Source organism: Parabacteroides sp. TM07-1AC, from assembly GCF_003480915.1.
Classification (GTDB): Bacteria; Bacteroidota; Bacteroidia; order Bacteroidales; family Tannerellaceae; genus Parabacteroides; species Parabacteroides chongii.
Genome location: NZ_QUKD01000004.1, coordinates 232,084 through 258,567 on the forward strand (window position 1 = coordinate 232,084; position 26,484 = coordinate 258,567).

17 protein-coding genes and 1 pseudogene are annotated in these 26,484 nt (G+C 42.4%); 7 read left to right on the forward strand and 11 right to left on the reverse strand.

Annotated features, from left to right (window positions below):
- The first annotated feature begins 9 nt into the window (after window positions 1–9).
- Window positions 10–5,856, forward strand: coding sequence for a T9SS type A sorting domain-containing protein (locus DXD68_RS10895; RefSeq protein ID WP_122361529.1), 5,847 nt, complete (start codon window positions 10–12; stop codon window positions 5,854–5,856).
- Window positions 5,857–5,934: 78 nt separating this feature from the next.
- On the opposite strand, the gene DXD68_RS10900 is transcribed toward DXD68_RS10895, so the two are convergent.
- From DXD68_RS10900 to DXD68_RS10910, 3 genes are all read right to left on the reverse strand, one after another.
- On the reverse strand, window positions 5,935–7,281 hold the full coding sequence (locus DXD68_RS10900) for an MATE family efflux transporter (protein ID WP_122361530.1): 1,347 nt from the start codon (window positions 7,279–7,281) through the stop codon (window positions 5,935–5,937).
- A 266-nt stretch (window positions 7,282–7,547) separates the two neighbouring features.
- Entirely contained in the window at window positions 7,548–8,312 is a 765-nt protein-coding gene (locus tag DXD68_RS10905) for a peptidylprolyl isomerase (protein WP_122361531.1), read from the reverse strand.
- A gap of 18 nt (window positions 8,313–8,330) precedes the next feature.
- On the reverse strand, window positions 8,331–9,002 hold the full coding sequence (locus tag DXD68_RS10910; RefSeq protein WP_075556793.1) for a peptidylprolyl isomerase: 672 nt from the start codon (window positions 9,000–9,002) through the stop codon (window positions 8,331–8,333).
- 126 nt (window positions 9,003–9,128) lie between these two features.
- Between DXD68_RS10910 and DXD68_RS10915 the strand changes: the two genes are divergently transcribed.
- The 4 genes from DXD68_RS10915 (at window position 9,129) to DXD68_RS10930 (ending at window position 17,073) form a co-directional block, all read left to right on the forward strand.
- Window positions 9,129–10,412, forward strand: coding sequence for a DcaP family trimeric outer membrane transporter (locus DXD68_RS10915; RefSeq protein ID WP_122361532.1), 1,284 nt, complete (start codon window positions 9,129–9,131; stop codon window positions 10,410–10,412).
- A 178-nt stretch (window positions 10,413–10,590) separates the two neighbouring features.
- Window positions 10,591–11,619 (forward strand): FecR family protein, encoded by a 1,029-nt coding sequence (locus DXD68_RS10920; protein WP_122361533.1) that lies wholly within the window; start codon window positions 10,591–10,593, stop codon window positions 11,617–11,619.
- 218 nt (window positions 11,620–11,837) lie between these two features.
- Window positions 11,838–15,260 carry a TonB-dependent receptor gene (locus DXD68_RS10925; RefSeq protein WP_158585873.1) on the forward strand — a complete coding sequence of 1,141 codons (3,423 nt, stop codon included), beginning with the start codon at window positions 11,838–11,840 and terminating at the stop codon, window positions 15,258–15,260.
- Between the two features lie 13 nt (window positions 15,261–15,273).
- Window positions 15,274–17,073 carry a RagB/SusD family nutrient uptake outer membrane protein gene (locus DXD68_RS10930; protein ID WP_122361535.1) on the forward strand — a complete coding sequence of 600 codons (1,800 nt, stop codon included), beginning with the start codon at window positions 15,274–15,276 and terminating at the stop codon, window positions 17,071–17,073.
- A gap of 61 nt (window positions 17,074–17,134) precedes the next feature.
- On the opposite strand, the gene DXD68_RS10935 is transcribed toward DXD68_RS10930, so the two are convergent.
- The 8 genes and pseudogenes from DXD68_RS10935 to fabD form a co-directional block, all read right to left on the reverse strand.
- On the reverse strand, window positions 17,135–17,731 hold the full coding sequence (locus DXD68_RS10935; RefSeq protein WP_122361698.1) for an RNA polymerase sigma-70 factor: 597 nt from the start codon (window positions 17,729–17,731) through the stop codon (window positions 17,135–17,137).
- A 113-nt stretch (window positions 17,732–17,844) separates the two neighbouring features.
- On the reverse strand, window positions 17,845–18,756 hold the full coding sequence (locus DXD68_RS10940) for a nucleotidyltransferase (protein ID WP_122361536.1): 912 nt from the start codon (window positions 18,754–18,756) through the stop codon (window positions 17,845–17,847).
- A 182-nt stretch (window positions 18,757–18,938) separates the two neighbouring features.
- Window positions 18,939–19,094 (reverse strand): alpha-L-arabinofuranosidase C-terminal domain-containing protein, encoded by a 156-nt coding sequence (locus DXD68_RS24835; RefSeq protein WP_122361537.1) that lies wholly within the window; start codon window positions 19,092–19,094, stop codon window positions 18,939–18,941.
- A pseudogene (locus DXD68_RS10950) lies at window positions 19,075–19,512 on the reverse strand (alpha-N-arabinofuranosidase); the annotation flags it as partial. The gene DXD68_RS24835 and the pseudogene DXD68_RS10950, both read right to left, overlap by 20 nt.
- A 25-nt stretch (window positions 19,513–19,537) precedes the next feature.
- A complete protein-coding gene (locus DXD68_RS10955) occupies window positions 19,538–21,505 on the reverse strand; it encodes a hypothetical protein (protein ID WP_233577101.1) in 1,968 nt (655 codons plus the stop codon).
- 298 nt (window positions 21,506–21,803) lie between these two features.
- Window positions 21,804–22,895, reverse strand: a complete 1,092-nt coding sequence (locus tag DXD68_RS10960; protein ID WP_122361539.1) for a 6-bladed beta-propeller — start codon at window positions 22,893–22,895, stop codon at window positions 21,804–21,806.
- Window positions 22,896–22,905: 10 nt separating this feature from the next.
- Window positions 22,906–24,087 (reverse strand): 6-bladed beta-propeller, encoded by a 1,182-nt coding sequence (locus DXD68_RS10965; protein WP_233577103.1) that lies wholly within the window; start codon window positions 24,085–24,087, stop codon window positions 22,906–22,908.
- A gap of 227 nt (window positions 24,088–24,314) precedes the next feature.
- Window positions 24,315–25,196: an ACP S-malonyltransferase gene (gene fabD, locus DXD68_RS10970; protein WP_122361540.1), complete on the reverse strand. Its 882-nt coding sequence runs from the start codon at window positions 25,194–25,196 to the stop codon at window positions 24,315–24,317.
- Window positions 25,197–25,336: 140 nt separating this feature from the next.
- Here fabD and DXD68_RS10975 point away from each other — a divergent pair, with 140 nt between their 5' ends.
- Together DXD68_RS10975 and tatC are read left to right on the forward strand one after the other, a co-directional pair.
- Entirely contained in the window at window positions 25,337–25,531 is a 195-nt protein-coding gene (locus DXD68_RS10975) for a twin-arginine translocase TatA/TatE family subunit (protein WP_007652767.1), read from the forward strand.
- 3 nt (window positions 25,532–25,534) lie between these two features.
- Window positions 25,535–26,395: a twin-arginine translocase subunit TatC gene (tatC, locus tag DXD68_RS10980; protein ID WP_122361541.1), complete on the forward strand. Its 861-nt coding sequence runs from the start codon at window positions 25,535–25,537 to the stop codon at window positions 26,393–26,395.
- Window positions 26,396–26,484 lie beyond the last annotated feature (89 nt).

Consider the following 26,484-nt stretch of genomic DNA (forward strand, 5'->3'; position numbering starts at 1 on the left):
ATAGAAAGTATGAAAAGATTTCAATATAATAACATATTACGCCGACCGGCTTATCTTTTCTTTCTTTTCTTGCTGGCAGCAAGCCGTTTAGTTTCTGCCCAGGAAGTAGAGGGGGAACAGTATGAACGAGGACATATCTGGCATGAAAGAACGGATACAATCTATGTATATCCGGGTGAGCATACGCGTATGTTTGTACAGTCCAACTCCTCAGCTGCAAACATTCATGGATTTTCACGTTGGCTACAATTAGGGGATAATAAAGATATAGATGAGGGTTGGTATGAAAAACATTTGCTGTGGAAAAAGCAAAGTGATACTATAGCTTTTAAATATGATGAAAAGCTAAAATGTTATGTGGCAAAAACTCAGCAATCAGCAGTGTCTCAGCCTCATTATAGCTATGTGGAATATGTTGCAGATAAAGATAACGTAGGAGGTGTTACCGGTATCCTCGATTCACTGGCATGGGATGCAAGTGCCTGGAACGATTGGGAGTGGAATGGAGATAGTACTAATATTAATCAATTACCCACAGCTATCAATCTCCGCCGTAAGTTCATTATCAAAAATGCAAAGAGTAGATATGAGCAGTTGAAAAAAGCGAAGGAAGAATACGAAGAGGCAGCTAAAAAGCTGGGGGTAAACACCTTGGTCGAGGCTGGTTTCTTTGAAAAATATACTGTACATACACCTCTTCGTCTCAAAAAGAATCATGGAACTAAAGAGTGGCAGACGGGGGTTAATTTCCGTTTGAAGGAAGTGTTGTCGAATTATTATCTCAAGAGCTCTGAGGACATTAAGATAGATAGTATTCATTCTGGTGCAGCTAGATATGTTCGTTGGCGAGTGTTTAATGGGAGTAAAGAGCCTATGGAGTGTACAACAGTACATAAAAAGAAGCAGGGGGATAGTAATAAGGAGCATCTAGTACCCAAACAAGGGTATGTTATGGAGCATTTATTTGCTACTTTGGGTGCTACGTATGCTGATTATGTGAAAGGTACTGATCTGCCGGGAAAATTTATTAACAATGCTTCGGTCTTTTATTGTGTCGGTTTGGAAGGAGATGCTACAGCTAATTCGAGTGAGGAGGATCTGACTAGATATATTACGGCTGAAGTCTCTCTTGATGAAAATGATTGGTATCCGGTAGCCCTTATCACAGTCTATTTAGATCCTTATTCAGACCCTAAAACGGCAGAAGAGTTGAAAGGCGCAAACGATTACAACTATGTTAAGCGCGAACAGGATCGCTTGGATGAGGATGTGAACTATGACCTGATTGCCGAAATCAACTTCGATGATCCGGAGGCAGATGGGAATAAGGTACCTGAAAAGTCTGCGGAAAATTATAGGTTGACACGCTTGAATAAGGGGTCGTCCGATTATGCTTTTGCTGATTTGAGGGCAGTAGATAAGGGGCAGAGAACTCCGATGCAGCGTTCTTTATCCCGTTCCGAATATGCCTTTTTTAAAACATTGGAAGTATATGGTCTTAGTAGCTACAATAACTACTACTATAAACCCGGTGGATATTATGTAAAAACGTATGACCGGCTGTACGAACGGCAGTTATTGAGTGGCAAAACCACCCCGGATAAGATGGGATATTTTTTGTATCTGGATGCTATTGATGAGCCGGGGCGTATCGTTTCTCTGCCGGTAAATACAGAGCTGTGTTCGGATACCAAGCTGTTGGTGACGGCGTGGGTCTGCAATATGGAGTCTACTTCCGCTACTGATGCTGTTGCCGGAGATATCGGTTTGACATTCAAAGGTATTACGGAAGAAGGTGAGGAGGTGGATTTACATACCTTCTATAGCGGTTCCATGCGGCGTACTCCGGCCAGGGCGGACAATGCAAATAATCCGGATCTTATGAGGTGGCAGCAGATTTGTTATGAATTTTCAGTTCCTAATACGCTGAGCTTTCAGTCGTATCGTTTGGATTTATTCAACAATTGTCAGCACTCCGACGGTGCGGACTATGCTGTTGATGAGATTAAAGTGTATCGCTCTACTCCCAATATCTATGTGCGCCGTAAAGCAACTTGCGATTTGAACTCGGTGTTGCTGCGCTCTAATTATCAGACCTTGCTGGAGAATATGAACTTGAAGCCTGGTGATAAGGTATGGAGTCAGCTTTCTGATGAAGATAAAAAGAAGTACGCTTTGCTTCGCCTGGGACTCGAAGGTTTGGATGATACTAGTAATGGGGAAGATAAAGATCAGAAAAGTGACTACTTCAAGAATTTGTATTATTCCTTCCTAAGAGACTTTCACGTGCAGCCGCCTACGAGGGATATTTATGATGAAGTGCATGAATGGTTGCAGATGGATTATAACGGGGATGGATTTATTAGTCAATTCGGACGTGTAATCATATCGACGAGAATAGAGGATATACCGACGAATCAAGAGGATGCAAATGAGTTGTCTAAAAAATTGAACCTTCGGGCTTTGAAGGAATATCAGGAACGGTTTAATGATTTGAAGGATAAAAACATTTTACCGGAAGATGCTAAGGAGCCGAGCCAATATGAGTCAGATGATTTGAGCTCTGCTTATCAGCTCTTTCACGATTTGGGGATAGCCCCTATCAACTGTGCCTGGTTTATGCCTGAAAATGTGGATGAGGGAGGTTTCCCTACAGAAGGCGATGCCAATCCTGATAAGGGATTTATCTTTTTGGCGGATATACAGACGGGAATGAAGGCCAGGCAGGCTGTGAGAGAATCGGATGACAAAAAGCCAGATGAGTTGCTTCCGGGAGTAGAGTATTATGTGATGTTGCTCAATGGTAATCAGAAAGATGTGTCTGATGGCGGTAGTGCCGACCCGCACTCCAAATGTGCGTTGATTGCCCCGTTTCATGTGATGGATCCGATCCGGTTGGTGATTAACGGACAGGCGGAATATGACCCACATGGGTTGTGTATGAATAATCCGGTGAATGTGAATGCTGCTTTGCAGGCGGTTGATCCCGATGGTAATGTTATCACGTTTGCACCAACCTATTACTGTTTCGACTGGTATTTCTCGCCCAACGATCCGGAAGTGGAGGGCGAGGGTGAAGTACCGTCGTATATATGGGAGTTGTTTGATGATCTACAAACTTTCAGAAAGGAACTGAATAAGGGCTTGTCGCCCAATGACCGGAAAGAAGGTACGGAAAAGGATTTGAGGAAATGGCAGCCAAGTTCTCAGACATTGAAAGAGATACAGCAGAGGCTGATAGAAATGGTAGATGACGGCCAATTACTATTGTCTGTTCATGATCCGGAATTTATATTGGATAAAGAGCGTCTAACTTTCTACTCCCTGCCTTTTTCGGTAGATATGGATAAGTTGCTGGAGGAGATAGAAAATAAGACGAATCGAGCCGGTGCATTGCTTTGTATGAATCCCCGTCAAATGATACTTGAAGCGACAGAGACAGCCCCTGTAGTACAGTTGGGGCTGCCTGATATAAAGTATCCGGATGATATGTTGCAAGTACCTTTGCGTATTGGGACTCATTACGTAAAAGAATGCAGAAAGAGTTCTATGGAAGCTAATGCGGGCAAGTCATTACGGATACCCGTACGGCATTTTAAACTCTCACAAGCTGAAAATGCTGATCATTTAGGTTTTTCAAAAGGAGTCTCCGATACAATCAGATTGTATAGTTTGAATGGTAATTATGTGGAGGGAGAGCCAGCCAGGGCTGTACTTACTGGAGCAGATATAAAAACATCATTAGCCAATAATAATTATATCCAACTTCAGTTTCTGCCAGACTTCAAGCCGTTGGAGGGTTTTATTTATACTTTAAAAATTGAGTTAGAGGAACAGCAAATAAGTGGTGAGCCAACCAATAGTTGCCATGGTATAGTTTATCTGCCTCTGAAGATTGTTCCTAAATATCTGACATGGGTCAGCGATGGATCTTCGCGTAACTGGAACAACGATGGTTTGTGGCGTCGTTCGAATCAGGCAGAGCTATATGTGGATGGAAAACTGGAAAGTGTGGATGCAAATAAGACAGATGGACCAATACGAACAGACCTGGAGTTTGCCTTTGCTCCGATGGATTTCTCGTATGTAACGGTTCTTAGACCGGAAAATAGTTCCTGGTTATATAAACTGGATCAGAAGAATGATGATCAATCTTTGGATATGAAACCGAATATTCAGGAAATTCAGCAAATCGGCGATGCCACTGAGCGTATAGAATATGATATGGTGATAAAGAGTTCTCCCTCTGATAACGTATATTCGGTAACTCATTATTATGGAAATACGTGCAATTTTATTTACTTTAAACCTAGAGCTACCTTGATGCGACAGGATTTGCTGCATTACAATAAGGCAAAAGTTGAGTTTGAAATGGATAAGAATAAAAAGTATTTCTTGTCTTCTCCTTTGCAAGAGGTGATAGCGGGTGATATGTATTCCACAGGAGGTACCGGACGACAGGAATCTCCAGTATTTATAGTGTCGAGTTCTACTGGAGGGGAGTATACAATAAAATTTGATGAAAAAAGCAATAACCGTTTTAATCCTGCTTTCTACCAGAAGATATGGGATAATAGTGCAAAGATGTATTTAAAAAATGGAACGGCAGATGAAACATATGCTGCTGTCGCTTCCAACTGGAACGTAGAATATAATGATGTGTCAGTTCCTTATAAACCGGGTACCGGCTTCTACAGCAGTGTGGAAAACTTTAGTAATGATAGGGCTTTGGTGCGTTTGCCTAAAGGTGATACATGGTATAATTATTATGATACAGAAGGTAAGACAGAGGAAAGTGATAAATATTCTATTAATCAGGGAATTATATCTTTACGTGATAAACTAAGTTTTGATGCTGACACACCGGAGCAAGAATTAAAAGCAACAGTTACCAATGCTACCAACGGTACCTTCTTCTTTGTCGGTAATCCGTTTATGACTTATCTGAATATGGATGCTTTCTTTAATGGAAATCCTGGATTGTCTCGTACTTATTGGACGGAATACGACGCATTTGTATTAAAAGAAGATGGAACAGTAGTAAGTACCGGCGGTACTACCGGCGGTTTCCTGAAGACTATGCAAGGTTTCTTTGTGCAGAAGAATAGTACTCAGAAAGAAGGGGAGAATCCATCCCTTACCGTCACTTTCACTCCGGAAATGATGGCGGCAGATTATGCCTCTACGTTGGAGACCCGTTCGTCGGAAGAAGAAGCCTTCCCGACTCTTTACATCTCGACGGAGCGGAAAGGGGAGCGCAGTGCTATTTCCATCATCAAGCGGGAAGGGGCGGATGCCGCCTACCGCGTCGGTGAGGATGCCGCCGTCTTGTTGGATACGGACGAGAAACAGCATCCGGCTCTTTACAGTGTAGCCGGAAGCCAGGCGGTGGCCATTAACCAAACGTCGGACATCAGCAACATCCCATTGGGTATCTATAGCGATGATGCAGAAGATGTAACCCTCACCTTTGAGGGTATTGAGCAGTTTGACAGCCCGCTCTATCTCTACGACGCCCTGCTGGATGAAAGTATCCGGCTGGATGCCTTGAACACGAAGGTGACTGTGCCTGGTTCTACACACGGCCGTTATTTCCTGAATGGAGGAAAAGAAGGGCTGGATGCAGAAAGTGATATTGCTATCTATTCACCGGTAGCCGGTGAAATCATAGTGGCCACCTCTGCTTCCGACCTGCTGAAGACAATCCGTGTATATGACCTTGCCGGTCGTTTGCAGCTCAGCCTCCAGTCAATCAACGAATCGGTCAAACGCCTCTACCTGACAGGCGGAGTCTACATAGTAAAGGCTTCAACAGAAAAGGGAGAAGTGAAAGGTGGTAAGGTGATTGTGAGGTAGTAAAGTGGATAGATATAAAAAATCCCTTTTGTAATTGTTTGTATACTATACAACATTGATTACAAAAGGGATTTTTGATTATAACTTTATAGGTTTCAGAGTAAGCCTATTAAACCGTCTCCATAATAATACTCCCAACGTTGTTAAGCTAATTGGGAACCCGCACCAGATACCGATCGCTCCCCAATCGAAAACAAATCCGCAAATATACCCGATCGGCAACGCCAGCCCGAAGTGGCAGACGAAAGCGCAGTAAGCCATGTATTTCACATCCGAAATACCACGCAAAGCATTGGCGAACAATATCTGTAGTCCGTCGCCGAACTGATAAAGAACAACCGACCACGACAACAATGCCACCATCGCCACCACATCATGCTCCGGCGTAAACAAATACCCCATATTCTTATGGAATAACATAATAAATGAAACGAACAGGACGGCAACCCCCATGATCAGATGCAGTCCGGCAAAAGAAGCCTGACGAATATTCAGCCAATCGCTATACCCTTTAAATACGCTGACCCGTATCGTAACAGCTGCCGCTATCCCATAGTAAACCATAAATCCCAGCGTCGTAATAACCCCCAATACCTGATGCGCTGCCAACGCCGTACTTCCTATCCAGCCCATCATAATAACACTTAGGCTGAACGACCCTGTTTCAACTCCCATCAACAACCCGACCGGAAAGCCTAAACGTATCAGCTTAGAGAGATTCAGCCGGTTGACAAGACCCTCTTTGAAACCTTTCAGATATTCTTTGTATTTTTCCCTCCGGGTAAATAAAATAAAGAAAACAACAAAAGTCAGGATACGGCTGACGAGCGTAGAAATACCGGCCCCTGTCAGCCCCAGTTCGGGCACACCGCATTTACCATAAATAAGGAAATAATTGCCTATGATATTCAGCACATTCGCCCCCAGCATGATCCACATCGGCGTAACCGTATCGGTCGTACCGTCGCTGAACTGCTTGAAGGAATTGAACAACATGGCAAATATCACCGAGAATAGTTGCAGGATGTAGTAAGGAACGATATACGGCATCAACTCTTCCGGCTGTTTCAGTATATCGATATTCAGTAAGAGAAGAAGCATCAGACAACTCAACAGGACACCGACGATGAAGTTAATAAAAAGACTGTTCTTCAGTGTCTCGCCGGCTTGGTGATATTCCTTGTTGGCATGAAGTCCGCCGATAATAGGAGTGAGACCGTACGAGAAACCCATCCCGAAGATAAAAGCCAGATTGAAGAAATTATTGACGAACGAGGCGGCAGCCAGTTCGTTGGTGCTGTGATGTCCCACCATGATGTTGTCGGCAAACCCGACAATAATAATGCCCAACTGTCCCAACATGATCGGGACACCCAGTCGGATTGTTTCTTTATAATGCTCTTTGTAAGCAGAGAATTGTATCATGTAAATTCTGTCGAATATTAGTCTGTTTAATGTCAGATTAGTGAATTGGTGAAAATAGGTTATGCGGCTAAGACATAATTGATTACAGTTTCCTCGTAGTTTCTTGCTTTGGAAACTCCAGTTCCCTGCGCAGGAAACTCTAGTTCCCTCGGCAGGAAATTGTAGTTTCCTCCTAAGGAAACGCCGGTTTCTTCAGCAGGAAACTGTAATATCCTCCCAAGGAAACCGGCGTGTTACTATATGCTACGGATTGGAATACCGCTTACTTATATTATTTCCACTGATTCGATAACCACATTTTCCAACGGACGGTCCTGTCGGTTGGTCTTGACATCTTGGATGGCATCCACAATGTTCAATCCTTCTACCACTTCGCCATAAACCGTATATTCATTATCCAGGAAAGGAACACCTCCGATTGTTTTGTAAGCCTCACGCTGTTCGGGAGTCAGCTTGGCTTCATCCTTACGCTTTTCGGCTTCGAGTTCGGTCTTGCCGATCAGCGTATCGCGGATAACAGCCAGTTCGGCTTTGTCGCCACTTTGGTAAGCCGCTTTGATCTTGGCACTGTTTTCTTTTTGCAAGCGTGCAAAGATCGCTTGTTTCAGACGACCTTCTTTTTGTTTCTCCATCTGGTCCAGTTCGGCGTCTTTGTAAACCTTTCCGGTGACGATATAGAACTGGGAAGCAGAAGATTCTTTCTCCGGATTAACCTCGTCACTGGTACGGGCGGCAGAGAGAGCCCCTTTTTTATGGAAATATTTCGGATAAACAAATTCGGCCGGTACGGTATATCCCAGATCGCCGGCACCTAGCTGTTTATTCATAGGAGCATCTTTTGAGGTTACATCACCACCTTGCACCATGAAGTCCTTGATCACACGGTGGAAAAGCAGGCCGTTGTAAGTTCCGTCCTCAACCAGTTTGATAAAGTTATCGCGATGTTTCGGTGTTTCGTTGTATAGTTTCAGTTTAATGTTACCCAGGCTGGTTTTCATCAGCACCTGTGTCTCTTTTGCTTGCGTTTCCATTCTTATTTTGTTTAATGATTATTTATCGACAATAGTCATTGTCTTGATCTTTATATTCTTTAACGGCCTGTCGTCCTCATTTGTTTCGACAAACTGGATTTTATCTACAACTTTCATTCCTTTAACAACTTCACCGAAGACGGTATATTTGTTATCCAGATGGGGAGCCCCGCCTTCAAGCATATAGGCCTGGCGTTCTTCGGGGGTAAAGGTTTTATTGTCGCTTTTCTCCATCTTATCCAGTTCCATTTCTGTGTAGAACTTTCCGGTTACGATATAGAACTGTGTGCCTGATGAGGCGCGTTCCGGATTTTCGTCGTCGCTGGTACGGGCTGCACATAGCATGCCGCGTTTGTGGAAATATTTCGGATAAACGATCTCTGCCGGAATCGTATAACCCGGATCGCCGTCGCCTAGATGTTGTTCGATAGGTGCATCTTTCGAATTGATGTCGCCGCCTTGTATCATAAACTGTTTGATCACACGGTGGAACAGTAGACCGTCGTAACGTTTTTCTTTTACATTTTTGATAAAATTATCCCGGTGTTGGGGGGTGTCGTTGAACAACTTCACCTTAATCTTTCCCATGTCGGTATCGATCTGAACGAGTGTCTCAACATCCTGCGCTTGCGAATGAACGGATGTCAATAATCCGGCAACTAATAAACATATAGCAAACAGCTTTTTCATCTTCGTTTTATTTTGTTATTAAGGCAACAAAAATAGTTACTTTTAGTCGTTAACGCAACCTTTTAACACAACCTTTTCAACCAACGCTTGTTCCTTACTGGTAAAACGTCTAAACAAAACACATTTATGAAAGCATTTGTTAAAGGAGCAGTCTTTTTGCTCGGGTTAGGAATTTTCTCCTCCCATGCGCAGGCTCAGAAAGTGATCATTAAGGATGAGGAGCCTAATTCCATCATGTTTATATCCCGCGACAAAGCGGGAGATGAAATTATCCGGATACTGAACGAAACACAGAGTCCGCGTTTCCATGAACCGGGTATCCCTCGTTTCCTGCTGACCGATCGTAAGGGGCGATTCGCTTTAGGTATCGGCGGATATGTAAAAGCAACAGCCGAGTATGACTTTGGCGGTATTTCCAAGGATATTGATTTCTACCCGGCGCTGATTCCCAACAAAGGCGCTTCACATGTTAGAAACCAGTTTCAGATGGATGCTACGACCAGTACGGTATTCCTGAAATTGGTAGGACATACCAAGCATCTGGGAGACTTTGTGGTTTATACTGCCGGAAACTTCCGTGGTGACGGTAAAGGGTTTGAGTTGAGAAATGCGTATGCCTCTTTATTGGGCTTCACACTCGGGTACGACTACGGTTCATTTATGGATCTGGCTGCTATTCCACCGACGATCGATTTCGCCGGACCGAACGGGATGGCTATCTATCACGCTACCCAGTTCCGTTACGAACGTGCCTTCGGAAAAGGATGGAAAGCCGGTATCGGTGTGGAAATGCCGGTAGTAGACGGAATTACCAATGATAATTTAAGTATCGGTTCCCAGCGTATGCCTAACTTCCCGGCTTATCTGCAATATGGGTGGAACTCTAAAAGCCATCTGCGTGCCGCCGCTATCGTAAGAAGCATGACGTATGATAACCTGGTGGCCAATAAAGCCGAATCGGAAACCGGCTGGGGTGTTTTACTTTCTACGACCTTCAATCTTTGTAGTAAAGTACAGGTGTACGGACAAGGTGTCTACGGTAAAGGTATCAGCCAGTACATGAACGATTTGAGTAACCTGAACGTGGATATTGTTCCCGATCCGGCCAAAGCCGGCCGTATGCAGGTACTTCCGATGATGGGATGGTATGCCGGTTTGCAGTATAATATTACACCGAAAGTATTTGTTTCAAGTACTTACAGCCAATCCCGTTTGTACAGTGACAACGATTACCCTGCAACTCCGTCGGAACAATATCGTTATGGTCAGTATCTGGTGGCAAACCTGTTCTGGAATATAACACCCGATCTGCAGGTAGGAGCCGAATACCTGAGAGGATGGCGCACGGATTTCAACGATCAGACACGTCATGCCAACCGGATGAACCTGGCGGTTCAGTATAGTTTCTAAGAGTAAACCGAAAAATTAAACAGATAGCGACACGGGGTTTATTTGCTGGGCAAATAGATCCCGTGTTTGTGTTATTTGCTAATATGTGTTAAATAAATAATTCCGACCCCTAGATGAACATGTATTGTGTGTATACTTTATAAACGGACCAGAAAAAGGTGCTATTATAAGGAAACATATGCAGGATACAAGCGTTATATCTCTTTTACAGAAGTATATAAAGAACCAATGTACGGAAGATGAATTGCGTACATTGCTTCAGTGGCTGAAAAAGCCGGATGATTCGGTTAGTCTCGATTTGGTTATAAAACCTTTATGGGATACGATCGATAAGAATATGGTATTGCCTGATTGTGAGCGGGAAAATGAGTTGCAGAAAGAAGTCTCTTTGCTGTTGTCCAATATAAAGCGGAAAGAGGGTACATCTTCCAATTCCATACTGAAAGTCAGAAGGAAAAAATATTTGAATGCTTTTTATCGTGTTGCTGCCGTTGTTGTTTTGGTATTCAGTGTTACGTTGGGCTTTCTGAAAGTTACCGAGCATACACAGGAAGCGGTTACATATACAGAAAAGATATCGAACAAAGGGGAAACTAAAAGTATTTTCCTGGCAGACGGGACAAAAGTGATCCTGAACTCGGACACAAAATTGACCATCCCCAGTGATTTTAATCAGGAAGAACGTATTATCGAAATGGAAGGAGAGGGCTTTTTCGATGTCACTCCGAATCCGGACAAACCATTTATCATAAAGAGCGGTGAAGCGCAGGTCAAGGTATTGGGAACCTCATTCGATTTTAAGTCATATAAGGAAGATGATTTTATTAAACTGACTGTATCGACCGGCAAGGTTCGTGTGAACGTGGTTAATCAGGATATGCAATTATCAGTCTCTCCGAATGAACATTTATCTGTCAATAAGGTAGATGGTACTGTCAGCAAAGAGGCGATCAGAGAAAACAACTATATTAAATGGATACAAGGTTCTTTATATTTTAATAAGGAACCGATACGTGAAGTTATAAAAACCATCAATCGTACTTATAATCGTAAAGTTGTTTTGCAATGTAAAGGCAGCTGCGATTATAAAATTACAGGGACTCATGACAATAAAAATATAGAAGCTGTTATCGAAGCTATTTGTTTTACAACCGGCTTGTGTAGCCGCCTGGAAGGGGATAATATTATTATATATGATAAACTTTAAGTCTAACATAAATATACTGCCTATGACAAATACCGGAAAATGAGACACTATAAAAAAGCAGTAGCGCTGTTACACTACTGCCTTTAAAAATTTTGCAGAGTCCTAGGAAACAGTATTGAGCCACTGGGTTGTAAGGTTTCTCTGCCTGTTTTAACAAACATCATTCATTAAAACATTACAAATGTATGAATTATAATCTAAAATTAAACAAGACTGTTATGCGAACTTCGTTAACCGTATGTACTATAGCTTTATCATCTCAGTTGCTTTGTGCAGAAGGTGCTTTCGGACAAAGTCTGAAAGAGAATGATATTACTTATGTCGTAAAGCAGACTTCTGTGAGCGAAGTATTTGAACAGCTTAGTAAAATGACTGGCTTTAACTTCTTTTACGACGAATCGGTATTGAAAGGACTGAAAAGTGTATCTGTAAAGGTAAATGATGCTTCGATAGATACTATCTTAAACGAATTGTCACGTCAGACAGGTCTGTCTTTCAAAAAAATAAATAATACTATTTCGGTAAGTAAGCCACAAGTAAACATGGTTCCTCAAAGTATTGCCCAGGATTCGAAAAAGTTGACCGGTCAGATTTTGGACAATCATGGTGAGCCTGTTATCGGTGCCAATGTAATCGTAAAGGGCACCACCAGCGGTACGATTACAGATATTGACGGAAACTTCTCGCTGGAAGTTCCTCAGAGCGGTACACTGATTGTTTCCTATATTGGTTATCTGACAAAGGAAATGCCGATCGGGAAACAGAATAATTTGAAAATAACATTACTTGAAGATACACAGGCGCTTGATGAAGTAGTTGTAGTCGGATATGGCGCTCAGAAGAAAGTCAATCTAACCGGTGCGGTTGGTACGATCGATTCAAAAGTGCTGGAATCCCGTCCTATTATGAATTCGACAAGTGCTTTGCAGGGAACAATCCCTAACTTGCAGATCACATCGAATAGTGGAGAACCTGGAACAAGTGCAACGCTGAACATTCGCGGTACGACTTCTATCAATGGCGGTAGCCCATTGGTGTTGGTCGACGGAGTTGAAATGAACCTGGATATGATCAACCCGAGCGATATCGCTAATGTGACGGTTTTGAAGGATGCTGCCGCATCGGCTATTTACGGTGTGCGTGCTGCCTACGGTGTTATTTTGGTAACAACCAAGAATGCGGGTACTGACATGAAGACTACCGTTTCTTATTCCGGAAACGTGGCGTTTTCAAAACCCACGGTTTTGCCCGATATGGTCGAGTCGAGTTGGGAACATGCCGAATTTGTAAACAGGGCAATGACAAATGCCGGACTCGATCTGATGTATAGTCCGGAGACTGTGCAAAAAATGAAAGATTATGCTGCCGATCCTCAGAATAATCCGGAATATGAAGTATTGAACGGTTCGATGTATTATTACGGTCATTCGGATTGGGTGGACTTGATGTTGAAGAAATTGACGCCTTCTCATCGCCATAATGTAAATATTTCGGGTGGAAATGAAAAAACGAAGTTCTATTCTTCCGTAGGATATTTAAATCAGTCGGGTATGTATAAGATCGGAAATGACGATTACCAACGCTTGAATACCCGTCTGTCAGTTGAAAACCAGACAACGCCGTGGTTGAAATTAGGAGCAAAGGTTTTGTATAACTATACTTCTGCTGATAAGCCTCATAAATATAAGGATGATGTTTGGCAGCAGATGGTGTTCTCTACGCCTACACGTATGGCCAGACCTTGGGGTGTCGATTCGCGTTACCCGGAACTGGATCAGTATGCCGGAAAATATTTCGATGATCAGAATCCGATTTCTCTGTTGGAGATGGGGGGACGCGATAAGAATAAGACGCATGATGTATGGTTGACTGGTAGTGCAGACTTTACATTTACGAAAGACTGGCGTGCACGTGTCGACTTTACCTATAACTTGAGTTATGATCACAATTCGGAACACCGTAAAAGAGTAGATATGATTACCAACAGTTTTGTTGAAACCGAAGGTAATACGAATAACAATAGTTATGCCTGGAAAAATAATAATAAGGATTATTATTCATTCAATGCCTATACGGAATATGAACACACTTTCGCTGAAAAGCATTACGTAAAAGGTATGTTGGGCTTCAACCAGGAGCTGACAAAGTATATTACCAGCACGGCAACTCGTCAGGATCTGATTTCTCAAACGTTGCCGTCATTAAGCTTGGGTACGGGTATGCAGACTGTGGTTGAAGATGGTTACGAATGGGCTTTGCGCGGTGGTTTCTTCCGTTTGAATTATATCTATGACGACCGCTATTTGCTGGAAGTGAACGGACGTTACGACGGAACCTCACGATTCCCTTCAGATAACCGTTTCGTATTCCTGCCTTCTTTCTCAGCTGCATGGCGTATTTCGGAAGAAGCCTTTATGGAGTCAACCCGCACCTGGCTGGATAATATGAAAGTACGTGCCTCTTATGGTATATTGGGTAACCAGCTGCTGACGGCTGAGGACTGGAAAGGTAATACCAAATATTATCCGTACATTCCATTTATGTCTTCCGGTTCGGCAGATAAATGGCTGTTTACGAACACAGAGAAATCTTTGTATATTAATCCGGCCGGTCTGGTGTCTAATAGCTTGACATGGGAGAAGGCCTCTACAGTGAATGTGGGTCTGGATATGACTTTCTTGCAGCAAAAACTGGATGTGTCATTCGACTGGTATCAGCGTACAACATCTGATATGCTGGTCAAGGTTGAATATCCGGAAGTGCTGGGAACGACGGCTCCTCCTGCCAATATGGCTGCACTTCGTACACGCGGATGGGAACTTTCAATCAACTGGAACGACCGTATCGGTAAGGACTTTACCTATAGCTTAGGACTTATTTTGTCAGACTCCCAGGCTGAGATCACAAAATATACCAATAAAAACGGTTCATTGAGTGATCATTATGTAGGAGAGAAGATCGGTGAAATCTGGGGATATGAAACAGAAGGTTTTTATCAGACAGAAAGCGATTTGACCAGTCATGCCGATCAGGCAAAGCTAGGCTCCAACTGGGATTTAGGTGACATCATGTATAAGGACTTAAATAACGACGGCAAGATCGATAATGGTTCGAACACACTGGCTGATCACGGTGACTTGAAAGTGATCGGTAATACGACTCCGCGTTACCAATATGGTATTACCGCCAATCTGGGATATAAAAACATATATATGAATATCTTCTTCCAGGGGATCGGCAAGCGCGATTACTGGCCTAGTAGTCAGCCGTTCTGGCCTGTCGCTACTCAGTACTATAATACGCAGAAATGGTTTGTTACCGATTCATGGTCGGAAGATAACCGTGATGCTTATTTTGCCCGTCCGATTGCCCGTGAAACCAAGAATCAGCAGAAGCAGACCAAGTATTTGCAGGATGCATCTTACTGCCGCCTGAAAAACCTTTCTGTCGGTTATGACTTCCCGACAAACTGGACCAATTTTCTACATCTCTCGAAAGCCAGTATTTACTTTAGTGCGGAAAATTTGTTTGAATTTACCAATGTAAAGGGAGCATACGACCCGGAAGCAGCCGGTAAAAACGGTACAATGGTATATCCGTTCCAGCGTACTTATTCATTCGGACTTAATGTTACATTCTAAATAAACCGATAAGATGAAAAATATAAAATTAAATATAGCAGCATTGGCTGTGTCATCCCTGCTGGTGGTGTCCTGTAATGATTCTTTTTTAGATAGGAATCCGACACACGATTTGAATGATAATAGCTACTGGAATACAGAAACGGATCTGGAAGTATATAACAACGGAATCTACAACGAGGCCGCAGATGCGTCTTACTATCGTTTTATGGTAGGACATACTGGTGACGCATGGAGTAGCAGTTATGCCGATTACTTTTGGAAAGATGTACAGAGTGATAACTTCGTGTCGAAAAGTAATTCAAACCATACGAGCTATACCCGGATTGCTGCCGGAAAGGAAACAGTTCCTAACGACCCCACTGCGGGCGGATGGTATTGGACACTGCTGCGCCGCATAAATGTCTTTTTTGCTAATTACGACAAGGTTGACGTTCCGGAAAGCGTTAAGAGCAAATATGCAGGCGAAGCTTATTTCTTCCGTGCCTGGTTCTACTTTGACAAGGTGCAGATGTACGGTGACGTTCCTTACATCACTGAACCGCTGACAACGGAGTCTGAAGAATTGTATGGTCCGAGAACCCCGCGTAAGGAGGTAATGGACCATGTGCTCGATGATATCAACAAGGCTTGCGAACTCTTGCCGGAAAGTTGGAGTTCGGATAAAGGCAGTCGTGTTTCGAAAGGTGCAGCCCTGGCCCTGAAATCACGTATCTGTCTGTTTGAAGGCACTTATCGCAAATATCATAACCTGGGTGATGAGCAGAAATATCTGGAAGAAACTGTAAACGCTTCTCAGGAATTGATGAACATGAAAAAGTACAGCATTTATAATACTGGAAATCCGGATTCTGAATATGCAACTTTATTCAATAGTGAAGATCTCGAAGGTAATCCGGAAGTCATTATGTACAGAAAATATGTACTAGGTCTGCTGGGACACCGTTTGTGTGGTTATTTGGTACAGTCTGGAAATGGTGCTACAAAAGATTTTGTGGAAGATTTTTTGTGCAAAGAATCTGATGGCAGCGTAAAGCCTGTTTCGTTGAGTCAGTCTTATAACGATGAAAGCATAGAAAACGAATTGGACAACCGCGATCCGCGTCTGACTCAGATTGTGTTGGATCCGCGTCACTCCAAAGAGATTCTGTACAATAAGGATCAATATATATTTCCACGTGTTGCAGGTATGACCGGCTGGGAGTCTGCTACCGGATATCATGTTATTAAGCACTATGCTGCTGAGCAGGATCAGAAAGGATATGGCAATGAAACTCATGATGCCCCCTTGTTCCGTTACGCAGAAGTACTGCTGAACCTGGCGGAAGCAAAAGCCGAACTGGGAACGATTTCACAAACGGACTTGGATCAGACTGTCAATGTTTTGCGTGACCGTGCCGGTATGCCTCATTTGACATTGAATCCGGTTATGGATCCGAAGTATACCGATCTGGGTATTTCTTCCTTATTGGTTGAAATACGTCGTGAACGTCGTGTTGAACTTTGTTTTGAAGACACCCGTTACCAGGATCTTATGAGATGGAAACAAGGCAAGCGACTGGCGCAGCGAGTTTTGGGTATGCGCTTTGAACCCTCTTACTTCGATCTGCCACGCTTTACACCGGAAGAGGGTAAGGCCGATCCAAACCGTGTCAAGTTGGTGGAAGTGAACGGAAAGCATTATATTGATGTATTTGCCGGAACAGACTGGGAAAATCGAGTATTTGATGAAGACAAGCATTATTTACATCCGATACCTGTAAATGTGATCGGTAAGAATACTGAAATAAAACAGAACCCGAATTGGGATTAATGTTTATCTCCTGAGAGTTTTATTATCCCGGCTTCATCTTTATGGTGAGGTCGGGATTCTTTTAATTGAGGAAAGTGAATAAAGGAAATAACAGAGTCATCGTAAGGTCAGCATGTTTATTGAAATATAACTTGATAAACTTTAAAGCTTCAGAGATATGTTCCTGTACTGTATTGACTGAAATACCTAATTTCATAGCGATTTCCTTATGCGACATGTTCTCGACACGGCTCATATTGAATATTTTTTTTCTTTGTGCAGGTAAGAGGTCTATTGCAGCCTGAAGGATCTCCTGATATTCGGTGTAAATAAGTTGTGATTCAGTGGTTTCTTCAACAGTAATTTTTTGTGTAGTCAGTATTTCTTTCACTTTTATATCAATGTCCATATCACGAAAATAATTCATGATGCGATTTCGTGCCATGGTGTAAAGGAAAGAAGAAAAAGATAGTTGAGGGTTTATGAAAGAACGTGATTCCCAGATACGGATAAAAATATCTTGTACAATGTCGTTGGCTTCTTCATTTGATTTAAGCAGATAGGAACAGAAATAGAATAATTTGTCTTTGTAACGTATATATAACTCACTAAATGCAGCTTCGTCATTTTGTGTGAGTCGTGTTACAAGGTCTACATCTGTTTTTTCTTTTAATCTCATCAGCATTCCATAAATGTATGACAATTATTATGACTTTTTTCATCAAGATAAAAAATCCCGGTAGATTACCGATTTTAATGAGTCTACCGGGATTTTATGATATGTTTTGCCTATTAAAACAATTTATCAGGATATTCACCAGCATTCACTAATGCCTGGATCTTATCAACCACTTCCTGGCGGTCTTCCGGATAAGTGACACCGAACCATTTACTGTTTGTATCCAATACTTTTACAGTAGCTGTATCGTCACTAATCAGTTTGTCTACCATCAGCGGGATGAAGAATTCGCTTTTCAAATTTTCCATGTTCTTCGGATCACTCAGGAACACTTTGAAGAACTCCTTGCTGTAAGCAAAATAATCGGGAGTGAAGCCCCAGAAGTTCATACTTACCGGAGTCGTATCGGGGGTTGCTACCCATTCGCCATCGTCGTCGATGTATTTTACTTCACCGTCCAAACGCTGGATCTTAGTACGTTCAACAACAGATGTCAGCAGCTGGTTGTCGTCTGTGCTGCAAATACCACGGGAAACAGTTCCACTTTCGCTCAATGTATTTCCTACGCGGAAACCTACCATTGCATATGTGTTTTTAGAACCTTCAGGCAGTTCAGACAGGAATTTACCCATTACCTGGAAAGAGTCGCGACCGTAGAAATCGTCGCAGTTGATTACAGCGAACGGTTCTTTGATAACGTCGGCACCCATCATAACGGCATGGTTTGTTCCCCATGGTTTAGTACGTTCAGCCGGGCAAGTGAATCCTTCGGGCAGGTTGTCGATAGCCTGGAATACTAATTCACAAGGTATATGACCTTCATATTTAGAAATGATCTTATCACGAAAATCTTGTTCAAAATCTTTACGGATAACAAAGACAAGCTTTCCGAAACCGGCTTGAATAGCATCGTAGATGGAATAATCCATGATTGTTTCTCCGTTAGGACCCAGTCCGTCCAACTGCTTCAAACCTCCGTAGCGGCTGCCCATACCGGCTGCCAATAGAAATAATGTAGGTTTCATAATTCTTTTATTTTAATTAGATAGTGTATTTTTCATTACTGCCGACAAAGGTAGGAAACAATTAATAATACACAATTGTGATTTGTGATTAATTTCTCTTTAAAACCCGAACTGCCAGGCAATATTCTCCGGCTTTGAGATTATCGGTAACGATAAAATATCCCTGGTTATACATTTAACGCTTATTTTACTTCAAGTACGACAATCGATTGAGCCGGGAGAGTGATTTTTAATTGACCTTTCTCAACTTTTGCCCCATTAAATACTGTCGGCTTTACCAGTTCGGGTTTCTCAAAAGTATTGTGGTCATTGATGGTTCCATGCCTTGTCACGACCATTCTGGCGACGTAAACGGGCCATCGGACTGTCACCTTCCGAAGTCATATATTCAACCCATTTCGCCATTTCTTCCACTGTACCGCTACCTACATTGGCACTGATATAGGGTTCACATCCCAACAATTCGCAAAGGTTGAGGAACTCGTGGGTTCCGAAGCTATTGTCTTCGATCGCTCCACCCCAGTTGTTGTTTACCATTTTGGGACGGTTCTCTTTCGGACCGATACAGTGGTATTCGTCGGCAAAGCAACCGCCTGGCCAGCGTAGATTGGGGATTTGCAAATTCTTCAACGCACTGAGAACATCATTACGGTATCCTTGTGTGTTCGGAATGTCAGAATCCGGACCGACCCAAAGTCCACCATATATACAGGTTCCCAGATGTTCGGCAAACTGCCCGTAAATATGTTTACTGATCTGTTATGTTCCTTCTACAAATATTCTACTCTATTTGTGGCAGATCGATAGCATCCAACTTCCTTAATGTTTCCAGTCTGAAAGCTCCGGGCCAGGCGACCAGCCATGAGTTGATCCGGTCAAAACGGGGAGCGGCATCCCAATTCCAGAGACTTTGCAGATAGGCTTCATTTTGTGAACCGGCAGGGCGGACACGTCCGTTAATTACCAGCGTCCCGTCGGAAATTAATTGACATCCGTTATTCCATATGGCAACAGCTTTTTCTTTCCATTGGTTATCACCGGTAAGTTTTGCCAGTTCAAACCATTCCGGAATCCAGAATAAGGCGTATGGATCCAGATGATGATGCTGAACGGAAACCGAAGTGGCGCCGAATGTCTTATAATTGTATTGGGTAAAATTATCATTTTCAGGATAAATACCATTGTAATGCCATAACCAGGTAGATAAATAATAAGATACGGCAACGGCATCGTCCAGATATTGCCTGTCATTTGTCAGTTTAAATAATTTCAAAGCCGAACGCAGAAGGGAGATGGATGACTCTTTATCGATACACCAGGTATCCAGAGCACCCGCTGTAGAATATCCTTTTGTTTTCAGTTCGCTGACATAATGATCATAGGCCCTGGCAGCAGAAACAAAATAAGTACTGTCTTTAGATCTGCTGAAAGCCTCCAGCATCGGAGGAACCAGAAAACAGCCGATCGTTCCTTCCCGATAGAAACATTGTCCATTCGGATACCATCCACGGGCATATACGCCGTTGGCCTGCTGATCACTTTTGACAAAGTTACAAATGCCGAAAGCCAGGCGTTCATATTCTGGTCTGTATAATCCGCATGCTTTCACCAGTTCTGCTGCTTCAAAATAATTGAGAGCAGCCGTTCCCAGGTTACAAGCATCCAAAACAATGTTATCGTTCAGGTTTTTCTGGTTGGAGACACGATCATAATTCGTGATGAACAAGCCGTTGGGCAATTGGCAGAGTTTAGCCCATGCGTCGAGAGTGGCCAGTCCTTTTTCTAAAGATTCTTTATTCTTGTATTTGATGTAATCGAAAAGGAGGGAATTGGCAAAAGAAGCATTCTGTCCGCACCATCCGATTTCATACCCTTTGCGTTTACTCCATTTTCCGTTTTTCTCCGGTGAGAAACCGATTGTGAAACCTCTGAAAGCACCGTCTTCTACCCATAGGTATTCTTTGGCATACCGAAGACCTAAGTTCCATATTTTTTCAGGGGGGTAAATATCTGTATCCTGTTTGTCTGCCCGGTCCCATGCTTCGCGCAAAAAGTGGCGCATCGCGTGATGGTGAGGTTCCTGCTCGCTGATAGTAAGGTAAGCAGTCAGTGTGACTGTTTCTCCTTCAGAAAGTTTTTCCTGTTTCTGATATCCTGGTTTGTAACGGTCTCTGGCTGCGTACATAACAGGCATTTCTTCTTCCGGCCATATCAGCCGATGGGTAGTGGTTTGCTTCTCCGGAATGAGAGAGCAGGAGAAACTTTCTTTTTCATTTTGGGGAACATCGCTCCACATGGCAACGGCGAATTTTGTTCCTTCCGAATAAGTTGCCCCGGGTATAGGAGTACTGCGATAAGAATAAGTTCGCCATTTCCCGTTTTGTTGTGCTCCTTTTGGCTCTTTTCCTCGTCCCCAATTATTTCCGTTGTAAGACACAGAAGGAATCATCCAGTAGTCTGAGGTCGATTGATGTACAAAATCCAGGTAAATCCTGGCTTGTTCGATATTTTCCAGTGCAGTAAACTGGCTGGTAATCTTAAAAGTACAGGAATCGAGTTTTTCAATCTGATCCGTACGGTTCATTCCTTTGGTGACAGATGGATTCAGTTCTCCTACAATGGTTTTTCCGGACATGAGAATCATTCTGTTATCCTGATCCTTCCAGTGATATTTATCCTGGGTATGACAGGAGCAAAGGACAAAGCATAAAATGAAATAGAATGCGTGTAACTCCCTTAATGTTTTCATAACCAAATAACTGATGAATAAGTGTATACAAATGTAAATAAAATATCCGGATAAAGTGTTTAAAATAACCTTTTGTTTTGGAGAAAAGAAACAAGGAGATACTCTTCTTTTTACATTACATGATAAAAATATTTATTAAAATAATTACTTTTTCATATTCGTATATGTTTAATTGTTTATTCAGGTTATTTCTATCTTTATCTACTCTATTCGGTTTTCGATAGTCGAATGGCATCTGTAGCACATTCTGTTTTGTCGGTTATACTACCATTTTTACCACCAAATCTGTTTCCCATTCTCATACGTAATTATTGAAAAACTCGACAATAACCGGATTATCATCTATTTGGCACTGGATTTCTTGACCTTGCTTGTCAGTTAGTTTTTGGGGGATTTCCTGTAATTGGTCCGGTTGCAGATAGAGCAGCAGACTGTTTTCGCTGTCGCCTACGCTGATGGTTGACAGGAATGAGCCGTAGGTAAATTCGGTGGAAGTCATTTTTCCGTTATCTAGCTTGGATAAGTAGTTCTTATCGGCGTGACGGATTTGTAGCCAAAGCGTATTTCCAAGAGGTATTATGTTTGACAGATGCGTGCCGTTGTTTGCTTCGCGGATAAAATCAATTCCGAATGTACTGTATAATTCAATTAATTGTTGGTCGGTCAGGTAATCGTTTTGAGGGGTATATACGCCTCTGCTGAAAGTCTCCGTTTCCGGATTGAAGGAGACGTAGGAGTTGGACATTCCCAGTTGGAACAAATATTCATTCTTGTATTTGACGAATTGGACGGCTCTGAATAGGAGGAAGGGGGCCTCTTTTTCCAAGTATTCGGAAAGAATGTTTCCTTGTTCGTCCGTCAGTGTTAAGAAATGGTCATTTTGTCCGGTGACCAATAGAAGATGTCCGTTTTCCATTCGTTTGAACTTGTATATGGTGAAAGGAAAACTGATTTTCCGGAGGAAGGAGCCGTTGTTGGCATCGTATATTTTCAGGTTCTCGTAGTCGGAGATCCATATTTCTGTTTGGCCGTTGATGCTGTATATGTCAAAGTCTTCCACATGGATGTATTCTTCGGGGCCTTGTCCTTTCTTGTTCAAAGACATGACGTGTTTTCCCTCGTTGTTGAAGCGGTGGATGGAGGAGCCGGATGAGGCTATGTAATATTCGTTATTAAACTTCTTTATTTTGTCGATGACTCCGATCATGCAGGTTGAATCGGTCTCCAATGGGGTGGCGGTGTAATTGCTGGAGAAGAGTTCTGACCATTCTAGGTGATCTTCTTGCGGAAGAGAAAGATCTTCCAACAGGGGTTGCTGCTTTGTTGTGTCGCATGAGAACAGGGTGAGGAGACACAACAGGACGATGAATAAAGCTAATATATGTTTCATAATAAGACGATTATTTAATATTGATAGTCAGTAAAATCCAGTCGTTCCTGTCTGCTGAGAAAGACGATGTTATTTTCTTTATGGCAGGGTAGGAGCATCTTATGTTTGCATAATGTTCCATCAGTTCGCTTTCACGTGCCAGTACATAGAGTTTTCCTCCCTCAGATCCGATAAAAGGATTTATATGTATAGATTGGAAATTGTCAAACAATCGGTCGAACCGGTAAAGGGCATTGGTTTTCCGGTCAATCATGCAAAAGTTTTCCTGTTTACCTTTGAGTTTAAAGAATAGTTTGTCGGAGGCTTCGTAGAAGCTGTAATGACTGTAGATATATTGGCGTTGAGTGATGATCTGATGCATTTTCTGATCATTTTCCGAATATTTGTCCAGTGTTAGAAAGTCGCCGTGAAAGTCGAGTGCATAGAGCGGGAACAGTTCCTTTTTCTGATAATTGTAGGAATAAATAGTGTCTATCCTTGCCGGGAAGATAAAGATGTTTTTGTTCCTATCTGTTGTGTAGATATTATAAGATGCATAAGGCCTTTTTTGTTCTCCCCACATGGGAATGAAGAGGTTGTGTATGGCTTTAAAGTCTGTCAGTGCCATAAAATGACCTTCGATGCTGCCGCGTTCATGGTTGGCTCCTCCCGAATAGACAAGAAACTCTCTATCTTTTGTCGGAATGATATGGGTACAGGGGAAAGGCAAGGACACTTTCGTTAGGGGGGTACCGTCCAGTTTGAATTTGTTGATTATTTTGAAACGACTGACAACCCATAGTTCTTCTAATTCCGGTACAATGCACATGGAATTGACTATTAATGCGTCCGAGAAGGTGATTTCTTTGATAAATTTTCCAGCAGTGTTGTAAATGACCAAATTTCTTCCGGCTATGGAATAACCCATGAGATAGAAATAGTCTTTATACTGTATCATGTTTATGCATCCGTCAAATATGTTTTTCTCTAATCGGGTACATGAAATATCGGTTACCAGGCTGTCGAAGCTGATGGTTTGATATTTGTTCATATCCATTTGAATGATGTTTTTGTCTGAAGGATAGGTGTCTGCGCATTTCCCATCGTAAGCAAACAAGACAAAAGCGAAGAGGATAAAGAACACTTTTGTTTTCATGGCGTGAACGCCGGAAAGGGGGCGTTGGGTCGGGACATTGTAATATGTTGCCTTCATATAGCTTGTTATTTAAGTTTAAGTCTCCAAATATATGAATTATTTATTACGATATAATCGTATTTTATATGTTTTTTAGTGCATTACGATTTGTTAGTATGTTTTGGCGTGTTTCGGTTTTGAGAAAAGGAGGAATATCGGAAATAATAGGAGAGGATAAAAATAAAAATGGGGAAGAAGAATGTCTTACCATCCTTTTCCCCCATTTTCTTTATAGTGGAGTGACTTTATTGCATGCCTTCAGTCGTCATTTCCTTATTGATCTTCTTAACCAATCCCTGGAGAACTGCACCCGGACCTAATTCGATGAAATGGTCGGCACCGTCAGCGATCATGTTCTGAACGCTCTGAGTCCAGCGGACAGGAGCAGTCAGCTGTGCGATCAGGTTAGCCTTAATCGTTTCAGGATCAGTTTCACCTTTCGTGCTTACATTCTGATAAACAGGGCAAACCGGTGTATGGATCGGAGTCGCTTCAATAGCAGCAGCCAGTTCGGTACGTGCCGGTTCCATTAGCGGAGAGTGGAATGCACCGCCTACTTTCAGCTTCAAAGCACGTTTAGCTCCGGCAGCCAGCATCTTTTCGCAGGCAGCATCGATTCCGGGAATTGAACCGGAGATAACCAGCTGGCCCGGGCAGTTGTAGTTTGCACAAACAACTACTTCATCATTAATACTTGCACAGATTTCTTCAACAGTAGCATCCGGCAAAGCCAAAACAGCTGCCATGGTAGAAGGAGTGGCTTCGCAAGCTTTCTGCATAGCCATGGCACGTTTGGAAACTAATACCAGGCCATCTTCAAACGACAATGCTCCGGCTGCAACAAGGGCAGAGAACTCACCCAGGGAGTGACCGGCCGTCATATCCGGTTTAAACTGGTCGCCTAATGTTTTGGCGAGGATAACCGAGTGTAAGAATATGGCAGGTTGCGTAACCTTTGTTTGTCTCAGATCTTCGTCTGTCCCTGCGAACATAAGGTCTGTGATGCGGAAACCGAGAATTTCGTTTGCTTTCTCAAACATCTCTTTTGCAAGGGGATTGTTATCGTAAAGGTCTTTTCCCATTCCGACAAACTGTGCACCCTGACCGGGAAATACATAAGCTTTCATCTTTCTAATCTTTTTCTAATTTCAGTTTTTTAAGACGGTGCAAAGGTAATAAATTTAGAATAATGGAGTGACTATTCGTTACAAATAGTATCTTTGCCGCATATAAAAGGCGAATATTAACGACTAATTATTATAATATCATGAACGAATTACTATTTTTAGGAAATTTAGGTACAGGCGAAATTGTTATTATTGCCATTGTTGTGTTGTTACTTTTCGGTGGTAAGAAAATTCCTGAACTGATGAAAGGTATTGGTAAAGGAGTAAAGAACTTTAAAGACGGTGTAAAAGGTTTGGAAGACGACATTAAGCTGGACGACAACGATAAGAAATAGGAAATGGAAGAAGAATTGGAACAAGATGAAATGTCATTCTGGGACCACCTGGAGGAACTTCGTTGGACTTTATTCCGTTCTATTCTAGCGCTCTTTGTTTTTGCTATCGGTAGTTTTGCCTTTATGCGTGATCTTTTCGATCACGTTATCATGGCTCCATGCTATGCTGATTTTATTCTTTACCGTTGGTTGTGTGAATTGAACAAGTGGCTTATCGATATAAGTCCTTGGTTTGATGTGCTGCCTGATTTCTGTAATGATACTTTTCACGTAGATATCGTGAATATCAAACTGGCATCTCAGTTCTTCACTCACATGACTACTTCATTCTGGCTGGCCCTTGTATTGACTTTCCCTTATCTGATGTATGAGGTGTGGAGATTCATCAGTCCGGCTTTATATGAAAACGAGAAGAAAAATATCAGATGGGTATTCTTTTTCGGAACGATCATGTTTTTCCTGGGATGTGCCGTAGGTTATTTTATGGTATTCCCGATGACACTCCGTTTCCTGGCAACGTACCAATTGAGTGCTAATATTACAGAACAGGTCTCTTTGGATTCGTATATGGATAACTTCCTTATGCTGATCTTCGTGATGGGAATTGTTTTTGAAATGCCGTTGGTTTCGTGGTTGCTGTCGAAGCTGGGATTGTTGCACAGAGGATTTTTCCATAAGTACAGACGACATGCTATTGTCGGATTGCTTGTTGCTGCAGCATTCATTACTCCGAGTAGCGATCCGTTTACACTGAGTGTCGTATTCTTCCCATTATACGGATTGTATGAATTAAGTGCATTCTTTGTAAGAAAAGCCCCGGTAGAGCAGCCGGATGAAGAAGACGAAGAAGAAAACGAAGGTTAATAAACCATAGACATTAGAAATTAGTTATAGAAAGAGACGTACATGTTTAAATGTTACGTCTCTTTTTTTGTATATTTGTCAGGACTTAA

Excerpts from the sequence above, each read along its gene's own strand:
- DXD68_RS10895 (WP_122361529.1), top strand. The coding sequence starts at position 10 with ATGAAAAGATTTCAATATAATAACATATTACGCCGACCGGCTTATCTT.
- DXD68_RS10900 (WP_122361530.1), bottom strand. The coding sequence starts at position 7,281 with ATGATACAATTCTCTGCTTACAAAGAGCATTATAAAGAAACAATCCGA.
- DXD68_RS10905 (WP_122361531.1), bottom strand. The coding sequence starts at position 8,312 with ATGGAAACGCAAGCAAAAGAGACACAGGTGCTGATGAAAACCAGCCTG.
- DXD68_RS10910 (WP_075556793.1), bottom strand. The coding sequence starts at position 9,002 with ATGAAAAAGCTGTTTGCTATATGTTTATTAGTTGCCGGATTATTGACA.
- DXD68_RS10915 (WP_122361532.1), top strand. The coding sequence starts at position 9,129 with ATGAAAGCATTTGTTAAAGGAGCAGTCTTTTTGCTCGGGTTAGGAATT.
- DXD68_RS10920 (WP_122361533.1), top strand. The coding sequence starts at position 10,591 with ATGCAGGATACAAGCGTTATATCTCTTTTACAGAAGTATATAAAGAAC.
- DXD68_RS10925 (WP_158585873.1), top strand. The coding sequence starts at position 11,838 with ATGCGAACTTCGTTAACCGTATGTACTATAGCTTTATCATCTCAGTTG.
- DXD68_RS10930 (WP_122361535.1), top strand. The coding sequence starts at position 15,274 with ATGAAAAATATAAAATTAAATATAGCAGCATTGGCTGTGTCATCCCTG.
- DXD68_RS10935 (WP_122361698.1), bottom strand. The coding sequence starts at position 17,731 with ATGAGATTAAAAGAAAAAACAGATGTAGACCTTGTAACACGACTCACA.
- DXD68_RS10940 (WP_122361536.1), bottom strand. The coding sequence starts at position 18,756 with ATGAAACCTACATTATTTCTATTGGCAGCCGGTATGGGCAGCCGCTAC.
- DXD68_RS24835 (WP_122361537.1), bottom strand. The coding sequence starts at position 19,094 with ATGGTCGTGACAAGGCATGGAACCATCAATGACCACAATACTTTTGAG.
- DXD68_RS10955 (WP_233577101.1), bottom strand. The coding sequence starts at position 21,505 with ATGAAAACATTAAGGGAGTTACACGCATTCTATTTCATTTTATGCTTT.
- DXD68_RS10960 (WP_122361539.1), bottom strand. The coding sequence starts at position 22,895 with ATGAAACATATATTAGCTTTATTCATCGTCCTGTTGTGTCTCCTCACC.
- DXD68_RS10965 (WP_233577103.1), bottom strand. The coding sequence starts at position 24,087 with ATGAAGGCAACATATTACAATGTCCCGACCCAACGCCCCCTTTCCGGC.
- fabD (WP_122361540.1), bottom strand. The coding sequence starts at position 25,196 with ATGAAAGCTTATGTATTTCCCGGTCAGGGTGCACAGTTTGTCGGAATG.
- DXD68_RS10975 (WP_007652767.1), top strand. The coding sequence starts at position 25,337 with ATGAACGAATTACTATTTTTAGGAAATTTAGGTACAGGCGAAATTGTT.
- tatC (WP_122361541.1), top strand. The coding sequence starts at position 25,535 with ATGGAAGAAGAATTGGAACAAGATGAAATGTCATTCTGGGACCACCTG.